The sequence below is a fragment of the Flavobacterium lipolyticum genome (assembly GCF_020905335.1).
Classification (GTDB): domain Bacteria; phylum Bacteroidota; class Bacteroidia; order Flavobacteriales; family Flavobacteriaceae; genus Flavobacterium; species Flavobacterium lipolyticum.
In genome coordinates this window covers 68653-88257 of sequence record NZ_JAJJMN010000002.1, presented here as the reverse complement: position 1 = coordinate 88257, position 19605 = coordinate 68653, and the positions used below count along the sequence as shown (strand labels likewise).

Genomic DNA, 19605 nt, shown 5'->3' with positions numbered 1-19605 from the left:
GGAAAATGTTATTTATATTAAAAACTAAAAATTATTTTTACTAACAGCTTTGACGATAGTAGCATTTAGCGTTACTTGATTATCGCTCTTACTTCGATACCATCACTTAGCGCATCGATAGAATTTAATGCAATCTTATCTCCGCTTTTTACACCGTTTTTTACAAAATAATTTACACCAGAACTTCCGGCAACTTCGATTGGTTTCATGGCTACTTTATTTCCTTTGCCTAAAACAAAAACAAAAAACTTATCCTGAATATCTTTTACACTTGCCATTGGTACCGTTACAACAGAAGACAAATTGCTGTTTAAAATAATTCTCGCTGATCCTCCTGCACGCAAAAGTTTTTTAGGATTTGGAAAAATCGCTTTTAAGGCAATTGTTCCGGTAGTTCTGTCAATGTTTCCACTGGCAATTTCTAATGTTCCTTTTTGATCGTAAGCACTATCATCGGCCATAATAAGACTTACTGTTTTCTTTGATTTTGAATCTTTGGAGAAAGTCAGATAATCCGATTCGCTCATCGAGAAATAAACAAACACTGTATTAATGTCTGATAAAATAGTCAACGGAACAGTATCTGATGGCGTAACCAAGTTTCCGACACGATTTGGAATACGGCTGATATAACCGCTTACCGGAGCTTTTATCAAAGAGAAATCAGCGTTTAATTGTGAAGATCCTAAAGCTGCTTTTGCTTGTGCTGTCTGTGCTTGTGCTGCATCGTAATTTGCCTGTGCTGTTTTTAACTGCATGTCCGAATATACTTTTGCATCTACCAGAGGTTTCACTTTTTCAATTTCAAGTTTAGCATTCGCTAAATTTGCCAAAGCACTTTTGTATGCTGCACGACTGCTGTTAACCTGCTCTGTGTAAACATCTCCTTTAATTTTAAAAAGTGATTGTCCTTTGTTTACATAATCACCTTCTTTTACATAAATTGCTTCAAGGTATCCTGAGACCTGCGCTTTAATATCAACATTTACGGTACCTTCTACAGTTCCGGGGTATTTTTTCTCTACTTCACCTGTAACAGATTTTGCCTGAAAAAAATCTACTTCCGGTTTTGGAACCGCCATTGCATCTGCTTCTGATCCGCTTTTACCGCATGAAGAAAAACCAATGATAATCAATAAGACTACAACGGTATTGAGTGTTTTATAATTTTGAAAAAATTGTTTTGTCATTTTATTTCACTTTAATGAATACATAGAATTTGACCGCAAAATAACAGCACAAAACAACCTTTAAACAGAAGAAAGTTACCCAAACGGAATTTTTCGATACCGAAACGAATGAGAATGATAATGCCAAAGACACAATGGCACGAAGTTTAAATTTATTGAATAGCCTCCGGTTTTAACTGGAGTTATTGATAGGATGGAAAAGACTTTAGTCAAACTCATCTTTTGGCTAAACCCCTTGATAATGAATTTATTTTACCTCCAGTTAAAACTGGAGGCAACTAAAAAATATGATTTTACTTAGAACCTTAGCAACTTAGTCTCTCAGAACCTTTACTAGCGATCCATCCATTGTTTAAATACAGGCGCTTTTTCTCTGCTTATGATCACTTCACGGTCAGCATCTAATTTAAGCTGTATTTTTAGCTTTGCATTAAAATAGTTTGAGATCGACTTTATGCTTTCTACTCGAATGAAAAACTGTCTGTTGGCACGAAAAAAAACATCCGGATCAAGTTCCTGCTCTAATTCTTCCATAGTCTGAGTTACGGGAATGGCCGTGCCGTCTTTAAGCACTAAATTACTGGTCTTAAATTCCGAATATATAAAATCGATATCAGCAACATCTACACTTTTATAACCGTCGCGATAGGTTACTAAAAAACGTAATCTAAAAGAAGGTTTATTCATAAAACCTTTTAGAATTCCGGCAATATCTGTGGTGTTATTTTCAACTTTCGAAATAGATTTAAACTTTTTTAAAGCAAATTCAAGTTCGTTTTTTTCAATTGGCTTCATCAGGTAATCAATACTGTTTACCTTAAAAGCTTTTATAGCATATTCGTCATAAGCTGTTGTAAAGATAACTGGAGAGGTAATTTCGACTTCATCAAAAATAGAAAAACTCAATCCGTCTGCCAGACGAATATCCATCGTGATTAAATCCGGCGCCGGGTTTGAATTCAGCCATTTAACAGAATCTGCAACGGTATCAATAACGGCCAGAATCTCACATTGAGGTTCCAGTTCTTCCAACAGTCTTTTTAGGCGGCTGGCGTTGATACTTTCATCTTCTACAATTAAAATTTTCATACTATTTTGAAATTAAAGGCAAACGTACACAATAAGCCCCATTTGACTCCGAGAAAACGGGCATTCTATCGTGCAGAATTTTATATCGAAACTCAATATTTTTATGTCCGATTCCAGTAGAAACCAAACTCTTTCCGGCTGTTGGTTGTAGATTATTTCTAACCACAAGATCACCAAGATCAGAATAAATAGAAATCGTAAGCGGATTTGACACTGTTGCCATATTATGTTTTACGGCATTTTCGACCAACAACTGCAAAGTTAATGGCGGTAAATGACGGTCTAAACAGGTCATATCAATTTGAAGTTTCAAATCAACCTTTTCACCAAGTCTTTTCTTTAAAAGATAAAAATAAGCATTCAAAAATTCAATCTCTTCTTTTACTGTTATGGTATCTTTATTTAGGTTTGAAATCATATAACGATACACCTTTGTAATATTCTCCAAAAATGATGCGGCGGCTTTTGGATCTTCATGAATTAGCTCCGTCAGGGCACTGAAATTATTAAAGATAAAATGCGGATCAAGCTGTAATTTTAATGACTCCAATTCATATTTTGCTGCGGCTTCCTGAAGTTCAGATGCTTTTACTTTTAGTTCTGCCGCTTCTTCAGAAGTAACACGCCAACGGTTCAACAAAAATATACTGGTATGAATAAAACTTATAAAAAGGGATAATATCGCAGCCATTAAATTGGACTGCCAGATCTGCACAAGTTCGCTTTCTTTTAGCGGTGTCCACGAATATAAATATTCCCACAAATACGAAAAAAAATAGTTTAAAAGAATATTGCCTAAAATAATGCATATAAATTGTGCAAAAGCTCTAAATATTGGCTTTTGTTCCCAACTAATCCAATAATTTAGGCTTCTCCCAACAAAGAGACTCAACTCTGTAAGTACAGCACAATATATCAGAATTATAAATATATCAAGCGTCCAATCTATAACCAATAAAGTGTTGTGCTAAAAATCCTGATAGGGATTCAGAAAATAATAAGAGGATAAATAAATCAGGAAAACCACCGGTATAACAATAACTCTATAGTATTTATAGAAAAAATTCTTTCCGGATAGTTTATTTTGAATACTTGAATTCATTAACTAATAATAGGTTAAATACTAAATTTATGCATTTTAATTGATACAAAGATAAAAATTGACAATGCCTATTACACTTCTAAAACCATTTTCTTTCTCCTATAGGATCTTAGCTTATTTCTTTCTAATAATTTGGAAAAGACAATAACGGAATATCCAGACCTGCCGCCATAATTCTGGTTTTACTTTTATGAACCAAAGAATCCCAAAAACCATATTTTTGAGGTACCATTACTAAAATATCGGCCTCATAATTTTTGATTTCTTTCTCTATTTCCTTGATTACGGCATTTGATTTTACACTTTTATACATGTATTTCACTTGCTCAAATTCTTTCTCTAATGTAGAAGTCAGCAATATTCTATCTTGTTCTTCTTTTAAATTATTCAGTTTTTCTTCTACACTAAAGAACTCAATTTCTGCTCCTAAATCATTAACAATCTGCCTGATCCAGCTAAATCTTTTTATTGCTGATAAACTCAAAGTATCAGAAGCATAAAGTATTTTTTTGATACTATGGAAACGGGCTTTTAAAGGCACCGCCAAAACCGGAATATTCAAATTTTTTATAACAGCCGTAGTTGAATTTCCCATTAATTCCTGTTCAAAAGAACGCTCTGCCATTCCCATTACCACAAGACTTGCCGCTGTACTGCCTATAAGATAAGAAAGTTCATCTTCTAAAAAAGAATAAGTACATACAGAACTTACTTCTATTTTGTATAAATCAGCTATTTCTGCGCTCCGTGTTTCAAGTCGGGAAGCTGCTTTTTCAATTTGTTTCTGCAAGTTTTCTGCAGTAATAAGAGAATTAGCACTGTGAAAACTTAACGAAAAGGAATTAAAAAGAATCAGCTTCGCTCCTGCAGTTTTTGCAATTCCAGCTGCATAAGTAACAGCATTATTTGATGTTTCTGAAAAATTTGTCGCGGCAATTATAGTCAGTGGAGAAAGCATAGGTTTTATCAATTAAACAATTATTAGGACAAAATTGTTTAATTATGGCTTTCAACATATTTTTAAGTTACTGAAGAATCATATTTTTAACCTCAACCGTAATTTTTACATTCTGGAATATTGAAGCTAGAACGTTTTATTTTATTGAAAATTATTTTTTTACTCTGTTCATTTCACCTAAATCTAATGTAATACGAGCTTACAAATATTTTTTTTCATTCCTAAAAAATCAATACTTACCGAATTTAGGTTCGAAACTGTATTAACCCCAATAAAAAGGAAAAAGAAGTAAAAAAGCCACTTTTTCAATCTTCTCAAAAACCCGAAATAACAGTGGTAAAACCTGCAAATCTAAGGATTCGCAGGTTTTTTCCCACGGCACATTGCAATTTTTACAATTGCAATCCATTTTTAGGACAACATGCTAGCACATTTGGAATCACTGACCCCACACTTTGCCCAACGTCCGTTGTGTGCTGTACTTCCTGTTAATATTTTCCTTCATAAGACGTGCCATTGAAGCAATATACATCACTTGGATTTGCTCCTCCAAACCATAATTCTCCTTGTCTGCTTTTATATATAATCCAAATATGTTTAGATTCAAGTTCATCCTCTTTAGTAAAATTTTTCACTGAATTACCATCATATCTCTATGCACCGGACTCTACAGTACCAAACCAAATGTTTCCTATAGTATCTTCTAGTATCTTCTCCAATCGAAAAGACCCTTTCAAGAGAATTACCTTTCGTATACTGCTTCTCTAATTTCTGTTGTCCGGTGAAATTGACTATTTTTTTTCCATCATATTTCAAAATCCCCATTCCATTAAAACCGATCCACAGATTTCCTTTCCTGTCTTCCATTATGCTTCGAACATGAAAAGAACCCTCTTGCAACTGTTTAATTAATTATTTTTATGTAATAATCTGTATCGCTTTTTTAGGACGAGACATTAAGTTGTTGTTCGTTTTTTATACAAAATTCTGTCAATACTGTATTTGTTATGTCCGTTTTCTAGCCACAGTACAAGTAGAACAAAGGCTAAATTATTAAATCCGTACATACTGATGGAACCCGAAGTTTCAAAAGGATCGTCCAATAAATGTCCAAATACAATACTTACCATAAAAAACGACAACAAATAGGCAGCCCATTTTGTTTTTAGTCCAAGTGTTAGTAAAGCCCCGCAGATACACAAAATCCAAGGATTAGAAAGTCCCATAAACCACAATAAAGATGTTGGAATAAATGTCGTATCATACGATTTTACGTATACATTTTCGGCAAAGCTCATTAAAGTTGCCTTTCCTGTCAGCAACTCTAATCCTTGTGCAAAAAATAGCACCCCAATGAAAATTCGCGCACTAAAAAACACTATTTCGTCTTTTATCTTTGAACTCAATTCATTCTCATTTTTTAAAAATTTGTCTATAGAAAAGTCTTTTTTTGCAGATAAGGCGTATAAAAGAACAATAGCAAAACCAATAAATGGAACAGAATGATGAAATGAATTATAAAATGGCCCGCTGAAAGCCTGGTTTGCAGGTTTAGTAAATAATAACGCAATATGATTTATTAATAAAAATGCAATTGAAACAATTGTTGCCCAAATTGTTTTGTAACCTAATAAGAGGAAAAAAGAGATTATAAAAAGTCCAGCTGCAATACAATTTCCTAAAACAAAATTATTTGTAATCCATGAAGTTATTTTTGATGGTTCTTCTACATAAAATCTCCACAATTTCAAGTGTGCAATAGAAGCAAATAAAAAATTCAATCCTAATACCAATCGTAATGCCAAACTTATAACATGTCTATTCATTTTTGTTTATTTTGTTTTTACTTTTTGTCTGTTTGATTTAAAACTTTCTAAGAGAAACTTTTGTGAATAATTTTCCATTGGTCTTCATCTTTTTAATATTAAGAAATAGTCGATATAACTATGCTGTTTTTCTGGCATGAGAATTTCATAGCTTTAAATTGTTAAAACTATTTTTAGATTTTTTCGAAAAGTAAATTCTTAATCCTATCAGAGTTAATATAAAATCCCGTAATTTTTTGTTGCTTATCACGAACAAACCGAATGCTGCCTAAATTTCTGGCACTACTCAGAAACAAATCTGACTCAATGGGAGTAAAATTGATCCTACTTTGACTCTTATTACTTGTGAATAAGTCTTTTTCGTTTTGAGCCAATGTATAGCTTGCTCCCAAAGTTTTACAATAATAGGTACCTGAAAATTCATTTAAATCTGTTGTAGAATATGTTTTTGGGGTGTAGTATTCATAGGCATACTCATCGCTTTCACCAGAAGTATAAATCATTTTAAAATGCTCACCTTCCTTACGAAATTCAACCATAATTATATCATCTCCATCAACTACCATTTGAAATTTTTTCTCTGTAACAGGTATTAACAAACTTTCAGTTTCACTGCCCAATACCTGATAGCGTAAAGTGTCATTTTTCACAAAAACCCTGCGCCCGGACACTCTTTCATCATCCCAATAAAAGCCATTGTATACGCCTAATTGTTGGGGTGTCATTTTTATGCTTTTAAGCTTACTAAAGTCAATACTTGGCGGCTGCGGAAAAACATTTCCAAGTACTTCCATAGCCATGTTCATAGCAAGACTACCGTTATATCTGTTATTATTTCCAAGCACAAACGAAATAACATTTTGATTGGGGAATATAAAAATATTACTTGCATAGCCTCCTTCTAAACCATACGTCCAGATTTTTGGAACGCCACGTCTTGCATGTAAGTACTGTTGCCCGTACAAAAGTCTTCCTGAGGTTGGACTAAAAGTAGTTTTACCATCATTTAAAGTAACCGGAGAAGCCAGTTTTTCTATCAACTTTTTACTGCCTACTTTGGGTTTGTCAAAATTGAGATACCAACGGCTCAAATCTGCCGCCGAAGTATAAAGATTGGTAGTCCCAAAAATGGAATGATTGATAAGATTATTTTTCAATCCGTTTTTAGATACCTGATACGAAGTAGCTGCATTAGGTATTATCATTTCATTATCATCGCAAAACAAGGTATTGGTCATCCCTAGAGGCTGAAAAATAGATTTCTGAGAAAATTCAGCAAGTGTTTGACCTGTAACTTGTTTAACTACTTCAGCTAATAAAATAAGCCCTGATGAACTCTGCGAAAATTTTGTTCCTGGTTCATAATCCAATTCTTTTTGTCGGAAAATTAAATCCAAAGCGTCTTTTTGCGTAAAAACATCTTTTTCTTGCCAACCTGCAATTTCTTTTAGAGCCAGAAAGTCGTGCAAACCACTGGATTGACTTAGTAAATGTTTTATAGTAATTTTTGAACCAAAATCACGAAATTGTGGAATATATTTGCGCACATCATCAGACAAAGACAATTTCCCTTGTTCTTCCAGCAATAAAATAGTAAAGGCCGTAAATTGCTTGGCCATAGCCCCTATTTGAAATTTGGTATCTATATCGATGGGAATTTCGTGGGTTATATCTGCACGGCCAAAACCTTTTACATAGACAATTTGTCCCTCTTTTAGAAGACCTGCTGCTACACCCGGTTTATCCTTAGAATTATCCCATTCAGAGAATACTTTATCCAATTTTTTGATGGATTCTTGCTGTATAACAGACTTGTTTTTTTCTATAAGAGTGATTATTTCGGAAGCCATTCTTGAGGCAGCGCTAGGATCTTGCCCCGTTACAAACTGGCCATCGACCACATAAAAACCTTCTCCTAATTTATCAGAATACACAAAGTTGCCTTCATTCTTTTTAATGGCTCCATCAATGGTAAAAGGAAAAGTTTTGTAATACTCCTCTTGTTTGTCTTCAAATTTATCCGCAAAACCGGTTATTTTTCGGTCTTTGTAGAGTGATTTACCGTACTCGTCTTTCAAATACGCTAAGCCAGCCGTACCGTGGCAAATAGCCGAAACTACCCCGTTTTTTAGAAAAATCTGTCTTGCAAGGTTCTGAATGCTAACATTTTCTGCTACGCCATACATAGCTGCGCCACCTCCGCCATAAAAAATCGCACTATAATTTTCAGGAACAACTTCAGTAGGCTTCATCGTAGTTTTGAGTTTATTCATTAAAAAATTATTGTATAGGAATTTTTTATGAATACTATCCGAAGCATTAATATAGCCAATTGGAACAGCTCCGCCTTTTGGGCTTACAAAATCTACTGTATATCCTGATTTTGAAAATACGTCGTAGGGCACAACAATCTCCCCAAAGTGATTAGCGGTTCTAATCTGTGAAGTTCCATAGTAGTCCTGATTAGAAACTACAAATAGGATTTTGTTTTGCGAAAAAATAAAGGCCGAAAATAAGCAAAAACAAGTGCTTATTAAAAGCCGTAATCTGAACATTGATACTACTTTGTACATATTTGTGTTTTTTAATTTTTAATTACATGCAAATATGTGATGATGAAATAGCTTAGAGATTATGGTTTATAATTTAGGAGTTCAATGTTATAAAAACGAACTCATTCTACAGGCTTTTTTGGGTATTCGGTTGGGGGTTTTACTGTAACTTTTTAAATGTGGAAAAAAAAGATTTTGAATTAAAACCGTCATATTCTCAAAACCCGATGTAACTAAATCTCATTGTAAAATTGACGGTTCTTACTGTAACACACCTTCGCCGGCACATGATTTATGTTACCGCCATCAATGTTACGAAACAACCAGGCAAATCGTTACATTATTAGGTATTTCGGAAGTCAAGTATAGTTTATCTTTCCAATCTCATTTAGCAGGCGACAAATGGTTAGCCCCTTACACTAATGTTGAAATTGACAATATGCCAGCAAGAGAAATCAAAAAACGAACAGCTGTAACGCCCACTTTTGTTACAGATTGTCTGGAAACTTTAGAAGAAATCGCTATCCGTGCCAAAGAAGATTTAGTAAAGAAAACGGAGGAAAAAGAGTTCTTGGCAATTCCTGAAAAAAGCCCATATCCAGTTATATTTCAGTAGTCGTAAGCCCGAACTTTTGTTTGAAGGCATAATAAAAATGCGATAGGTTTTCAAACCCTAAATCGAGATAGAAATCTGCAGGTTTTTCCTTCTTGTACTTAATGCGGTACACTGCTTCGTCCAAACGCCTTTCTCTTAACCATTGTTTGGGTGTCGTTTTGAATGCTTTCGCAAAATCCCGTTTGAAGCCTGAAGCACTTCTGCCTGTCAGCTTTGCGAACGTTTCCACCGAAACGTTGAACATATAGTTTTGATTCATAAATTCTTCCAAATCTATTTTGTAAGGTTCGGAAAAATCGAATAAAACGTTTTTTAAATCAGGGTTGCTTTGAAGTATTAGTTCAATGGCTTCCCTGATTTTTAAGTTTGCCAGCTTGGGTTTAGCTTCTTTCGTTTTGTTAATATATGGCCTAAGCGAAAGAAAATAGGCATTCAGAAATTCATCGGGTTCAAAAAATAATTTTTGTTTGTGTTGCTTACTATGTTCACCGATTATTTTATTTTCCAATGCATACTGACGAAGAATTTCACTGTCTAACGAAATAGAAATAAACTGATATTTTCCCGATTTTCCGGGATATTTAATCGTGCGAATAAGTTGATTTTTTCTAACCAGCAAAATCTGATTTTCAGAAATAACGGTATTGCCATCCGCATAAAAAGCGTGGGTTTCACCCGACAATTGAAATCCTAGAAAATGCTCGGGTATAAACTCTTCGTGTCCTCTGTATTTTTCAAATGCACAGGAATACACCAATTTATCGAATATAATTTCGCTACTTTCTGCCATACAACAAATATCTAAAAATTATGCAAGCGATTTGCTCCTGCTTCCGCAATTTCTTTATCCTGTTCTACCGTTCCACCCGAAGAACCGACTGCTCCAATGATGTTTCCATCAACATCTTTAATTACAGCACCTCCGGGAATCGTCAAAAGGCCACCATTGGAATTAAGCATTCCGTAACCGTGAATGTCTGAACCTCCAACGATAGTGCCCATGATTTCGCTGTTCACACCAAACATTACGGCAGTTTTAGCTTTCTTTACGGCGAAATCAATCACGCCATACACACTGTCCAATCGCGCAAATACCATCAAATGTCCGCCATTGTCCACCACGGCAATACTCACAGGAATATTAAGTTCATTTGCTTTTTCTATCGAAGCATTCAATACTTTTGATGCTTCCTTATAGGTAATATTCATATTGTTTTGTTTATTGTTGAATGAAAAGAAAGCACAGGTTTTAGCCTGTGCTTTTGTAAAAATGATCTAACTTTTTGCTGTCCAGGCTTCTGCTTGTAATTGTTTTACGAAATCTTCTGTTTCTTTCGGATGCACATTTCTAAAATTTGAATTTTCATCTAAAGCAACATTCACAATTGTATCTGCCATTGATTGTGGATCTAACTGGTCTTTCAGTGAATCAGCCGCTCCATCAAATGCGGTTGGTGGTGTGAAATTTTTCTCCGGATTGTACCAACGGAAAATAGAATCTACGCCACGATCGTTAAACCCTGTACCAAAAACTCCGGGATTACATGTAGCAATTTTGATGTTAAATTGTACCAATTCAGTTTTCAAACCTTCGGCAATGGATTCCATAGCGTGTTTGGAAGCACAATAAGCCGCAACATAAGGAACCGTCCAAAGACCACCCATTGATGTGGTGAACACGATTTTTGCCGCTTTTTTCTGATTCACCCATTTTTTGATAAATCCTTGTGCTAATTGCAGCCCGCCAAAAACATTGACATCAAACATATAACGTACTAAATCCAAAGGCTGTTCCGCGATTGGTCCGCCTTCCATAATTCCCGCATTGCTGATGAGAATATCAATTTCATATTTGTTAATGATGTATTCAATGTCACGGGAATCTGTTACATCTAATTTATCAGCAATTAATTCGATACCTGAATCTTTAGCTTCACGAATCAAATCACTCATTTGCGGATAAACTTCTGCCGTTGCGATAACTTTGTGGCCTCTTTTTGCTAGGTCAAATGCAGCGATTTTTCCAAAACCACTTGCAGCTCCTGTAATTAAAATTGTTTTGCTCATTTTAAATTGATTTAAAAGTATAGAGCAAATTTGGCCTAATTACAATTGTTTTTTGTTGCTAAAAAGTTCAAATATTTATTGGTACAACGTTCATTGGCTAACATTGGAGTTGCCTTTAGTTGTGTCAAAAAAGTAAAGTTGTTTTTTTAATGCTTAAAAAATGAGTTTTCAAGATAATAAGGATATTTCAATTTTTATAATTGCAATCCATTTTTAGGACACATGCTAGCACATTTAGAATCACTGAACTCTCCCTTTTGCCAACGTCCGTTGTGTCCTCTTTTAGTTAATATTTTCTTTCAAAAGACTTGCCATTGAAGCGATATACACCACTTGGATTTGCTCCTCCAAACCATAATTCGCCTTGTCGGCTTTTATATATAATCCAAATCTGTTTCGTTTCAAGTCCATCCTCTTTAGTAAAATTTTTCACTGAATTACCATCATATCTCCATGCACCGGACTCTACAGTACCAAACCAAATGTTTCCTATAGTATCTTCCCCAATCGAGAAGACCCTTTCAAGAGAATTACCTTTCGTATACTGCTTCTCTAATTTCTGTTGTTCGGTGAAATTGACAATTTCTTTTCCATCATACTTCAAAACCCCCATCCCATTATTACCGATCCACAGATTTCCTTTCCTGTCTTCCATTATGCTTCGAACATGAAAAGAACCCGTTTTTGAGTTTAGCCGAAGATATTCATTATCCAGTATCTTAAAATTTGAACCATCATAACCTATTACTGCACCGTAAGTTCCAAACCAAACAGTTCCATTTTTACCTTTGACAAAAGGTGTTGAAATGTAATACTTAAACCCATCCTCATGTTTAGGTGTAACAGGAAACAGACGATAAGAAAGCTTTTGCCCTTCATATTGATACACCCCGGGATACTTTTCAAGTGTATTGTAGCCCTCAATTTTATCGCCTTTAAACCAAAGGTCGCTTTCATTTAACTTCCACTCCTTCTCTGAATTGTAATTTCGTTCTGTGTATTTTGTTACTTCTTTACCATTATATGTACTCAACCCTCTCCCACATTCAAACCAAATTATGCCATTTTTATCTTCATAAATATTCCTGACCTGGTTGTCACTTAATCCGTTTTTTGTTGTAAAATATTGAAACTTCCCATTATGAAGCAAACACAGCCCTTCGCCGTAACTACCAAACCAAATATTTCCTTTACTATCCTCTAAAATTGAACGAACTCCTGTTGTGAATTTTAATCTTGTAGAGTTGGCTTCTTTATCAAGTTGTTGGGCACCGTTTTTATTCTGTTCTTTATAATTTCCCCTATCTGACTGACTTCGATTATTACAAGCGATTGCTACAACAATCAAAAATATAAAACAAAAGAAAATTGTGTTTTGACTATCTGATTTTACTCTCATTCGTTTGATTTTTAGTTATGACGTACAACTTGTTTTTATTGGTGATAAAACCAAACAAAGCTCCAAAATCGGGTAGATCTGTATGATAATTATTACACATTATTTATCCTCAAATATATACTATTTTCATTATAAATTATCAAGAACAACTAGTATTGTGATGTATATTTTAAATCCTTACATAGAATGTGAATATGCAACCAAGGAGAAAAAAGAAAAGCTACGCTCTCTAAAAATCGTTTACTTTAGCATTCAGAAAGCACTCTTATTCTACTTTTCATTTTACAGCAAATACCTTTTACCAGTTACTAAATATACTTTAGGTTTTAATTTTGTTTTTAATTTGAAAAATTGTAACATTGCAACCATGTGTTAAACCTAAGACATTTGAAACCTTTGTGTTGTTTCATTTCCTAATAGGCCAGTAGCAAATTTATTTAAACTTTTGATTATGAGACAGTCAGATGGTTTATAAATGGATCGGGTAAACACGTAAATTACATCGTTTTTTTGAATTAAGAAGATTTACGAATTATTTCGTAGCTTTCTGAAAAGTAAGCTATCACTAACGGAAGACAAGATCTGTTATCCGGTTTAAGTTTCTAACCGTTACGGTAAAGGCGGTCTCTTGAACCTTTTGAATAAATGACTTTGTTTTATGTTGGTAATAGTAACTGGCTCCTCCTCTATTAAACACCTAATTTAACCATAAGTATATGCTTCATTTTACTAAACTGATTGATACAAAAAATGCTATTTATATATTCGTACTTGGTTTAGTGTCTGGAGCGATTAGCTTTTTGTTCCTGTCTTTTATCAATTTAATGATGGGAGTAATTTTAGCGAAAGAGAATCCTGCTAACTTTAACTACATTATCTATTTCTGTGTTCTTTTATGGTGTTTTGTTTGGTCAAGGAGGGCATTATCTTATATTATAATCAAATTTTCTCAGCAAGTATTTTGGCAACTGAGATCCGAAGTTTTACGTATCATTCTAGCTGCAAACTTTTACCAAATTAGCGTACATAAGGATAAGATTTATGCATCTCTAATACAGGATGTGCGCACTCTAACTGATTTTTCACTTTCGATTATTAATTTTCTTTCCGCTTTAGTTATGACCATTGGCTGCTTTGTTTACATGGGTATGCAATCAGTAACTTTATTATTAATGACAATAGGTGTTTCTTTACTGGGAGTTGTGGTTTATTGGATTGGAGTCCATTTTAACAATAAGAGGTTGAAACATTCCAGAGAATTGGAAGATGGTTTCATGAAAAACCTCTTAGATATTCTAGACGGCTTTAGAGAGATTCATATGAATCCAGCAATTGGTCACGATATTTACAATCAAAAGATCCAAAAAATATCAAATGAATCTTATACAAATAACACCAATGCATTTGCGAGTTTTTTAAATGTACAAATAATAGGTGAGGTTCTTTTTTATTCCTTAATCGCCTCTGTATTGTTTTTTAGTTCGTATTTAATCAAAGAATCACCAGAATCAATAGTTAAGTACATATTTATTCTTTTGTACCTTTTAGGCGGGATAAATTCACTTATGCTCATTATTCCACAAATTCTAAACGTTCGAATTTCTTCCGGTAAGATAAATCAATTACGTGAAGAGTTGCATAACGAAACTTTTGACAATCACAAAGAAACGTCTCAATTGTCGATAGATGAATTTAATGAGCTTACTATTTCTGATTTGAGCTTCCAGTATACGGAAAATGATGAATCAAAAGAAAATAATTCAGGATTCTCTGTCGGCCCAATAAACTTCTCTCTTACTAAAGGTGAGATCATATTTATTTACGGAGGTAATGGAAGCGGAAAAACGACGATGATAAATGTTTTACTTGGAACTTTAAAAGGTCATTCGGGCATAACAAAATACAATGATATCATTCTCGATTCTAATAATTATAAAAATTACAGAGCTTTATTTTCGGTAGTTTTTAGTGACTTTTATCTTTTTGATGAATTGTACGGTTTTGATACTATAGACAAAGATCAAATAGAGGAATATTTGGAATTGTTCGAGTTAAAGGATAAAGTTACTTTTGACAACCTTTCTTTCTCATCAAATAAACTCTCAACCGGGCAAAGAAAACGTTTGGCACTAATCGTCGCTTTAATCAGGTCTAAACCAATTTTAGTTTTAGATGAATGGGCCGCCGATCAAGATCCGTTTTTTCGTAAAAAATTCTATACTGAAATTATCCCGCTGCTAAAAGACAAAGGCTTCTCAATTATAGCAATTACTCACGATGACAGCTATTATCATATTGCCGATAAATTATACAAAATGGAGAATGGGCAACTAAGCCTAAATGTGACATCAGCGCTAAAAAAAGAAATGGTAAGATGATCGTTAGAAGAAATATATAAAACAGTAAAAGAGATTGCTATAAAGTAACTTTAGCCTGCATGAAACATTTCTTGATTTGCATGCATGTTAATACCCCGCGATAAAGAATTACAGTCGTATTAATGACTTAGTGAATTATCAGCTGCTTTTGTTAAAAATAGAATCATTTTTTATATGCTTTAGCAAAAGTATAAGTATCAAGGCTGCCGAAATTTCATACCTTGAAAGGACATGAAATACACTTTTTAATCAAAAAGTTTAAGGAATTTTGATGAATTCATCCCTATTATAGCAGCCTATAAAATACGAATGTCGGATTATGAACGACAGTATCAATTGATAAAATAGATGGAGGTATACAGGATAAGCTTTTATTTCTGAGAAACTTCAGCGACAATTCATCTGTATTAGCTCCCGAATGTATACAGAAGACCTATAATACCTCACTCAATGACAATATTTACAAGTTAAACAACCATGTAATAGTAGTATTGTCAAGATAAACAAGAAAGTACTATACTAGTACTTCTCGCAATGAATACTACTATTTGTATTAGTCTATAAAAAACTTCCGTTTATTTTCAAGAAGTGACACATTTATTTTTAAACAGTATTTTTAGTGTTTTAAGAATATATTATAAAAGGAACTTCCCACCATCAAATTCGTTTTTAAAGTGTAGAAAACACTATTTCTCTCGATAATCAGGTTCGATTTACAGATGATAAACGGTGTCCTATTTAAAACATTCCATCTCTATCATTATTTATGGTTTCTAAATCATCTGTGTGATATTCTTTTTTGATACTATCGAACAGTTGCAAATAGTTGTGCCTTGCTTTCTCCCATGAATAATCTTCTTCCATACACCTTAGCATTATTTTTTGCCAGATATCATTTTGGAATTTATAGGTATGAACTGTTTTTCTAAGTGCTTCAATAAGGCTTTTGAAATTAAATTCATCAATATAAAATCCAGTACTTATTTCGGGGTATTCGTTATGCGATATTACGGTATCACGCAATCCTCCTACTGGTCTTACAACAGGAACAGTACCAAACGACATTCCGTACAAGTGAACCAAGCCACAAGGCTCAAATAAAGAGGGGCATAATATAGCGTCAGAGCCGGCTAAAAACAGATGTGCATCCGGTTCATTATAAGTTGGTATATAACAAAATTTATGAGGAAACTTTTTTTGAGCAAGTGCAAACCGTTTATTAATATTACCATTAAGCCCTCCACCCGGTCTTCCACACACAATTAGTTTTATTCCCGTATTCAAGAGGGCTTCAAATTTTTCGAGTGAAGTTTCTTCTGTGTCCCATGAGTTAATTATAATACCAATTCCTTTCTGATCCGTTAAACGTGACATCAATAAAATCACCGGGTCTGAAGAATCAACAAAACCGGCACGCTTAAGAAGAATTTCCTTTGCCTTTGCTTTCATGATGTTAACCGAAGATTTATTATAAGTACCCGGAATATAAGGGCTTTTTTCTGGGGACCAAATTGTTTGATCTATACCATTTGGCAGAGCAAAAATCTTTTTCTTTTTTATTGACTTTAAGTATGCGAGTCCTTTGTGAGGAAGGTTTCCTGTTAAGAGTTCTTTCCCATAATTTTTGCTGACAGTCCCAACATAATCCGCATTTTTTAACCCAATTGAAAGTAATGAAGCTGTTTTATACTCCCTAAATATTTCTTTTATTTCAGCACTTTCTTCTTCGTTTAAAAATTCAAGTGTATCCGGGAAAATATCGCCCTGATATTCATAATTATGAATTATTAGAATTGTTGAATACCTTTTTCTTGAATATATTTCATTCATTAATTTAGAAAACGCAAAACAACCGCATGCATGCCAGTCATGAAATAGAAGAAAATCAGGAAGCAGCTTTAAATTATAAATCAATTGTAAAGCTGCTTTTGCAAAATACAAATAAACAATATAGGATGATTTATTATCATAAGGCCTGTCGCCACTTTCTGATGATTCCAGATCACTTTCTGATGATTCCAGATCACTAAAAATTAATTCATCGGACATATTAAGGAAATAATAGTCAACATTGTCCTGATTTAAATAATAGTAGTCAAATTCATATTCGATATTTTGAATTTCAATCTTAAACGATTCCTTAAAATCAATATTCTCTATCATCATTCGCTTTTCGTAATAAAAAGAGATTACCACATTATGTGTACTTTCCGATAAATATTTTGGCAGGGCCCCGACAACGTCCCCAAGCCCTCCGCGTTTGTAAAAAGGTGCAACTTCAGAAGTAAAATGAATTATCATTTAATAAAAGTATTAGTTTGTTTATTAAGAAAAGGGACAGCGTTCCAGAGTTTACAATAACTCGAATGTTCCATTTTCTTCATTTATAAAAAATATTTCCGCCGAATATCTTTTGATTTTTGCTACCATTGAAGCATCCGCCTCCTTGTTAGCGCTATATGTAATTGGATGTAAATACTGATGGTCGATGTCATCAAAATTGAATACAAGAAATATAGAATCCTTGGCGTAAGATCTTTGAATGATCATTACTTTATTTTTATTATCTACCAAAGGAAAAGCGATGCTGCCAAAATTAAATATATTTTCATATGCCGCTTTTATTCTGTTCAATTTTTTTATTGTCTCATGAACAAAATCACTTGTTTCACCAGACTCAAATTCCATACATTGTCGATTGTCCGGGTCGGCAAGACCATTCATACAATTTTCTTCACCGTAATATATTATTGGTGTACCAAAAATGCCATAAATAAGTGTAAAAGCAAGTGAATATTTTCGTTTATCTTTTATTATTGAATAAAATCTCGCTATGTCATGATTGCTTAAAAAATTCCAGGAGGATTGATTCACGCTGAACGAATTTCTACTCTGAACTTTCATAATGGACAGCACTAAATTAGATATCGAGACACTTTCATACTGAAAAAACGGAATAAGACTATCCAGGTATAAGGAAAAGTTAGTTATTCCGTCCAAACCTGAATCTACAACAAAGTCTGATAAACTATTGTCCCATAACTCCCCAATAATCATTAGATCAGGCTTCACTTTTCTACTGGAAGTTACAAATTCTTTTATGAAAGAAACAGGCATCTCCGAAGCTACATCTAATCGCCAACCATCAATATTAAATTTTTGGGGCCAATATCTCGCTACATTCATAAAATATTGCTGTACTTCTTTTTCATCGAAATTAAACTGAGGCATATCTTTGTACCCATGCCACGAACTATAATAATGCCTGGTTTCATCAAAAAGAGGAAACTGTTCAATTTCAAACCAATTTAAATAGGCCGATTTTGCCTGGTTTTCTAAAATATCTTTAAAAGCGAAAAAATCTGTACTACAATGATTAAGGGATATATCGAGTATCACTTTAAGACCTAAACGATGCGCCTTTTCTATCAATTCATTAAAGTCTGCTTCGTCTCCCAGAACCGGATCAATCCTCTCATAGTCGATACAGTCGTAACGGTGATAGCTCTTGGAAAAAAAAATTGGGTTCAGAAAAATGAAATCAAACCCTAATCCGGCAATGTAATCAAGTTTTGAAATAATACCCTTTATGTTTCCTCCAAACAGACTAGAATAGGTAGGTTCTCCTCCCCATTCAACCAAGTTCAAACTATTCTTTTCTTCCGGTATACGATGAAAACGATCAGGAAAAACCTGATACCCTACTCTAAATGGCAAATAATCATTCCTTTTTTCAAGCGGGGTTGTAAAAAGGAATTCTGTGATTGGACTATCACATATTTTATGATTGTCATGAAGATATTTCGTTTGATTAGATCCGTTAAATTTTATACAGAAATTAATTTCACTTTTTACAAATTTAAGTCTGGCAAACCAAAATGTTACATTTTTTTCCGTGTAAGCGATCGAAAACGGATACTCCTCCGTGCCTTCTACTAAAGCTACATGACTTATCCATTTTTGATGTGTTATTAGTCGAACCTCCCAAATATCATCTTTAATATGACTTATGCAATGTGGCTTATTTGAAAATTGAATCGGACAGAAAATTTCTGTTTCCAGTACAAATGATGCTTTCTTTTGATAATCGTATTTAGATATGACAAACTGTTCATCATTTTTTGGTGAATCAAATTTGTTATTAAAAAAAAAATGATAAAAGAATTTTCCTTTAGGAAGATCTATTCCTATTTTAAAAATCCCTCCGCCTTTATATTTCATTTTTTTTCTGAAGTACCTTCCGTGAGAAGGATATACTCCAATATGAACCGTCTTTACAGACTCATCCGATAATTTGAATATAATTTCTTTCCAAATTGAATTTTTAGCTTTCTTATTTGTTACTTCATTATATATTTGATTCATAACTTACTCTTCACTTTCTTTGTTTAAAATTATATTCTATCCTTTTTTGATATGGAAAGCCCC

14 protein-coding genes and 1 pseudogene are annotated in these 19605 nt (G+C 33.7%); 2 read left to right on the top strand and 13 right to left on the bottom strand.

The annotated features are described in order from the left end of the window. Positions 1–71: 71 nt before the first annotated feature. The 7 genes from LNQ34_RS17310 to LNQ34_RS17285 form a co-directional block, all read right to left on the bottom strand. A complete protein-coding gene (locus tag LNQ34_RS17310) occupies positions 72–1190 on the bottom strand; it encodes an efflux RND transporter periplasmic adaptor subunit (protein WP_230000618.1) in 1119 nt (372 codons plus the stop codon). Positions 1191–1523: 333 nt separating this feature from the next. Beyond that, entirely contained in the window at positions 1524–2279 is a 756-nt protein-coding gene (locus tag LNQ34_RS17305; protein WP_230000617.1) for a LytR/AlgR family response regulator transcription factor, read from the bottom strand. A 1-nt stretch (position 2280) separates the two neighbouring features. Further along, positions 2281–2970 (bottom strand): sensor histidine kinase, encoded by a 690-nt coding sequence (locus LNQ34_RS17300; RefSeq protein ID WP_230000616.1) that lies wholly within the window; start codon positions 2968–2970, stop codon positions 2281–2283. A 535-nt stretch (positions 2971–3505) separates the two neighbouring features. Then, positions 3506–4339: a universal stress protein gene (locus LNQ34_RS17295; protein WP_230000615.1), complete on the bottom strand. Its 834-nt coding sequence runs from the start codon at positions 4337–4339 to the stop codon at positions 3506–3508. 645 nt (positions 4340–4984) lie between these two features. Beyond that, positions 4985–5239 (bottom strand): two-component regulator propeller domain-containing protein, encoded by a 255-nt coding sequence (locus LNQ34_RS23635; RefSeq protein WP_428979064.1) that lies wholly within the window; start codon positions 5237–5239, stop codon positions 4985–4987. A 56-nt stretch (positions 5240–5295) separates the two neighbouring features. Beyond that, positions 5296–6165 carry a DoxX family protein gene (locus tag LNQ34_RS17290; RefSeq protein ID WP_230000614.1) on the bottom strand — a complete coding sequence of 290 codons (870 nt, stop codon included), beginning with the start codon at positions 6163–6165 and terminating at the stop codon, positions 5296–5298. A gap of 173 nt (positions 6166–6338) precedes the next feature. Then, positions 6339–8738, bottom strand: coding sequence for a serine hydrolase (locus LNQ34_RS17285; RefSeq protein ID WP_230000613.1), 2400 nt, complete (start codon positions 8736–8738; stop codon positions 6339–6341). Positions 8739–8937: 199 nt separating this feature from the next. Here LNQ34_RS17285 and LNQ34_RS17280 point away from each other — a divergent pair. Further along, positions 8938–9300: pseudogene (locus LNQ34_RS17280) on the top strand (ferrochelatase); the annotation flags it as partial. Positions 9301–9319: 19 nt separating this feature from the next. On the opposite strand, the gene LNQ34_RS17275 reads toward LNQ34_RS17280, so the two are convergent. The 4 genes from LNQ34_RS17275 to LNQ34_RS17260 all read right to left on the bottom strand — a co-directional run bounded on the left by LNQ34_RS17275 (position 9320) and on the right by LNQ34_RS17260 (position 12799). Beyond that, entirely contained in the window at positions 9320–10123 is an 804-nt protein-coding gene (locus tag LNQ34_RS17275; RefSeq protein WP_230000612.1) for a helix-turn-helix domain-containing protein, read from the bottom strand. Positions 10124–10134: 11 nt separating this feature from the next. Further along, positions 10135–10542 (bottom strand): GlcG/HbpS family heme-binding protein, encoded by a 408-nt coding sequence (locus LNQ34_RS17270; RefSeq protein ID WP_202704027.1) that lies wholly within the window; start codon positions 10540–10542, stop codon positions 10135–10137. Positions 10543–10608: 66 nt separating this feature from the next. Continuing rightward, positions 10609–11400 carry an SDR family oxidoreductase gene (locus tag LNQ34_RS17265; RefSeq protein WP_230000611.1) on the bottom strand — a complete coding sequence of 264 codons (792 nt, stop codon included), beginning with the start codon at positions 11398–11400 and terminating at the stop codon, positions 10609–10611. A gap of 286 nt (positions 11401–11686) precedes the next feature. Continuing rightward, positions 11687–12799, bottom strand: a complete 1113-nt coding sequence (locus LNQ34_RS17260; RefSeq protein WP_230000610.1) for a ligand-binding sensor domain-containing protein — start codon at positions 12797–12799, stop codon at positions 11687–11689. 716 nt (positions 12800–13515) lie between these two features. Here LNQ34_RS17260 and LNQ34_RS17255 point away from each other — a divergent pair. Further along, positions 13516–15177: a cyclic peptide export ABC transporter gene (locus LNQ34_RS17255; protein WP_230000609.1), complete on the top strand. Its 1662-nt coding sequence runs from the start codon at positions 13516–13518 to the stop codon at positions 15175–15177. Positions 15178–15915: 738 nt separating this feature from the next. Here LNQ34_RS17255 and LNQ34_RS17250 read toward each other — a convergent pair. Continuing rightward, positions 15916–17478, bottom strand: coding sequence for a glycogen synthase (locus LNQ34_RS17250; RefSeq protein WP_230000608.1), 1563 nt, complete (start codon positions 17476–17478; stop codon positions 15916–15918). Between the two features lie 51 nt (positions 17479–17529). Beyond that, the gene (locus LNQ34_RS17245) at positions 17530–19542 is read right to left on the bottom strand and encodes a glycoside hydrolase family 13 protein (protein WP_230000607.1); all 2013 of its coding nucleotides are present in this window, start codon (positions 19540–19542) and stop codon (positions 17530–17532) included. Between the last annotated feature and the right edge of the window lie 63 nt (positions 19543–19605).

Excerpts from the sequence above, each read along its gene's own strand:
- LNQ34_RS17255 (WP_230000609.1), top strand. The coding sequence starts at position 13,516 with ATGCTTCATTTTACTAAACTGATTGATACAAAAAATGCTATTTATATA.
- LNQ34_RS17250 (WP_230000608.1), bottom strand. The coding sequence starts at position 17,478 with ATGATAATTCATTTTACTTCTGAAGTTGCACCTTTTTACAAACGCGGA.
- LNQ34_RS17275 (WP_230000612.1), bottom strand. The coding sequence starts at position 10,123 with ATGGCAGAAAGTAGCGAAATTATATTCGATAAATTGGTGTATTCCTGT.
- LNQ34_RS17245 (WP_230000607.1), bottom strand. The coding sequence starts at position 19,542 with ATGAATCAAATATATAATGAAGTAACAAATAAGAAAGCTAAAAATTCA.
- LNQ34_RS17260 (WP_230000610.1), bottom strand. The coding sequence starts at position 12,799 with ATGAGAGTAAAATCAGATAGTCAAAACACAATTTTCTTTTGTTTTATA.
- LNQ34_RS17310 (WP_230000618.1), bottom strand. The coding sequence starts at position 1,190 with ATGACAAAACAATTTTTTCAAAATTATAAAACACTCAATACCGTTGTA.
- LNQ34_RS17290 (WP_230000614.1), bottom strand. The coding sequence starts at position 6,165 with ATGAATAGACATGTTATAAGTTTGGCATTACGATTGGTATTAGGATTG.
- LNQ34_RS17295 (WP_230000615.1), bottom strand. The coding sequence starts at position 4,339 with ATGCTTTCTCCACTGACTATAATTGCCGCGACAAATTTTTCAGAAACA.
- LNQ34_RS17300 (WP_230000616.1), bottom strand. The coding sequence starts at position 2,970 with ATGGCTGCGATATTATCCCTTTTTATAAGTTTTATTCATACCAGTATA.
- LNQ34_RS17285 (WP_230000613.1), bottom strand. The coding sequence starts at position 8,738 with ATGTACAAAGTAGTATCAATGTTCAGATTACGGCTTTTAATAAGCACT.
- LNQ34_RS17270 (WP_202704027.1), bottom strand. The coding sequence starts at position 10,542 with ATGAATATTACCTATAAGGAAGCATCAAAAGTATTGAATGCTTCGATA.
- LNQ34_RS17305 (WP_230000617.1), bottom strand. The coding sequence starts at position 2,279 with ATGAAAATTTTAATTGTAGAAGATGAAAGTATCAACGCCAGCCGCCTA.
- LNQ34_RS17265 (WP_230000611.1), bottom strand. The coding sequence starts at position 11,400 with ATGAGCAAAACAATTTTAATTACAGGAGCTGCAAGTGGTTTTGGAAAA.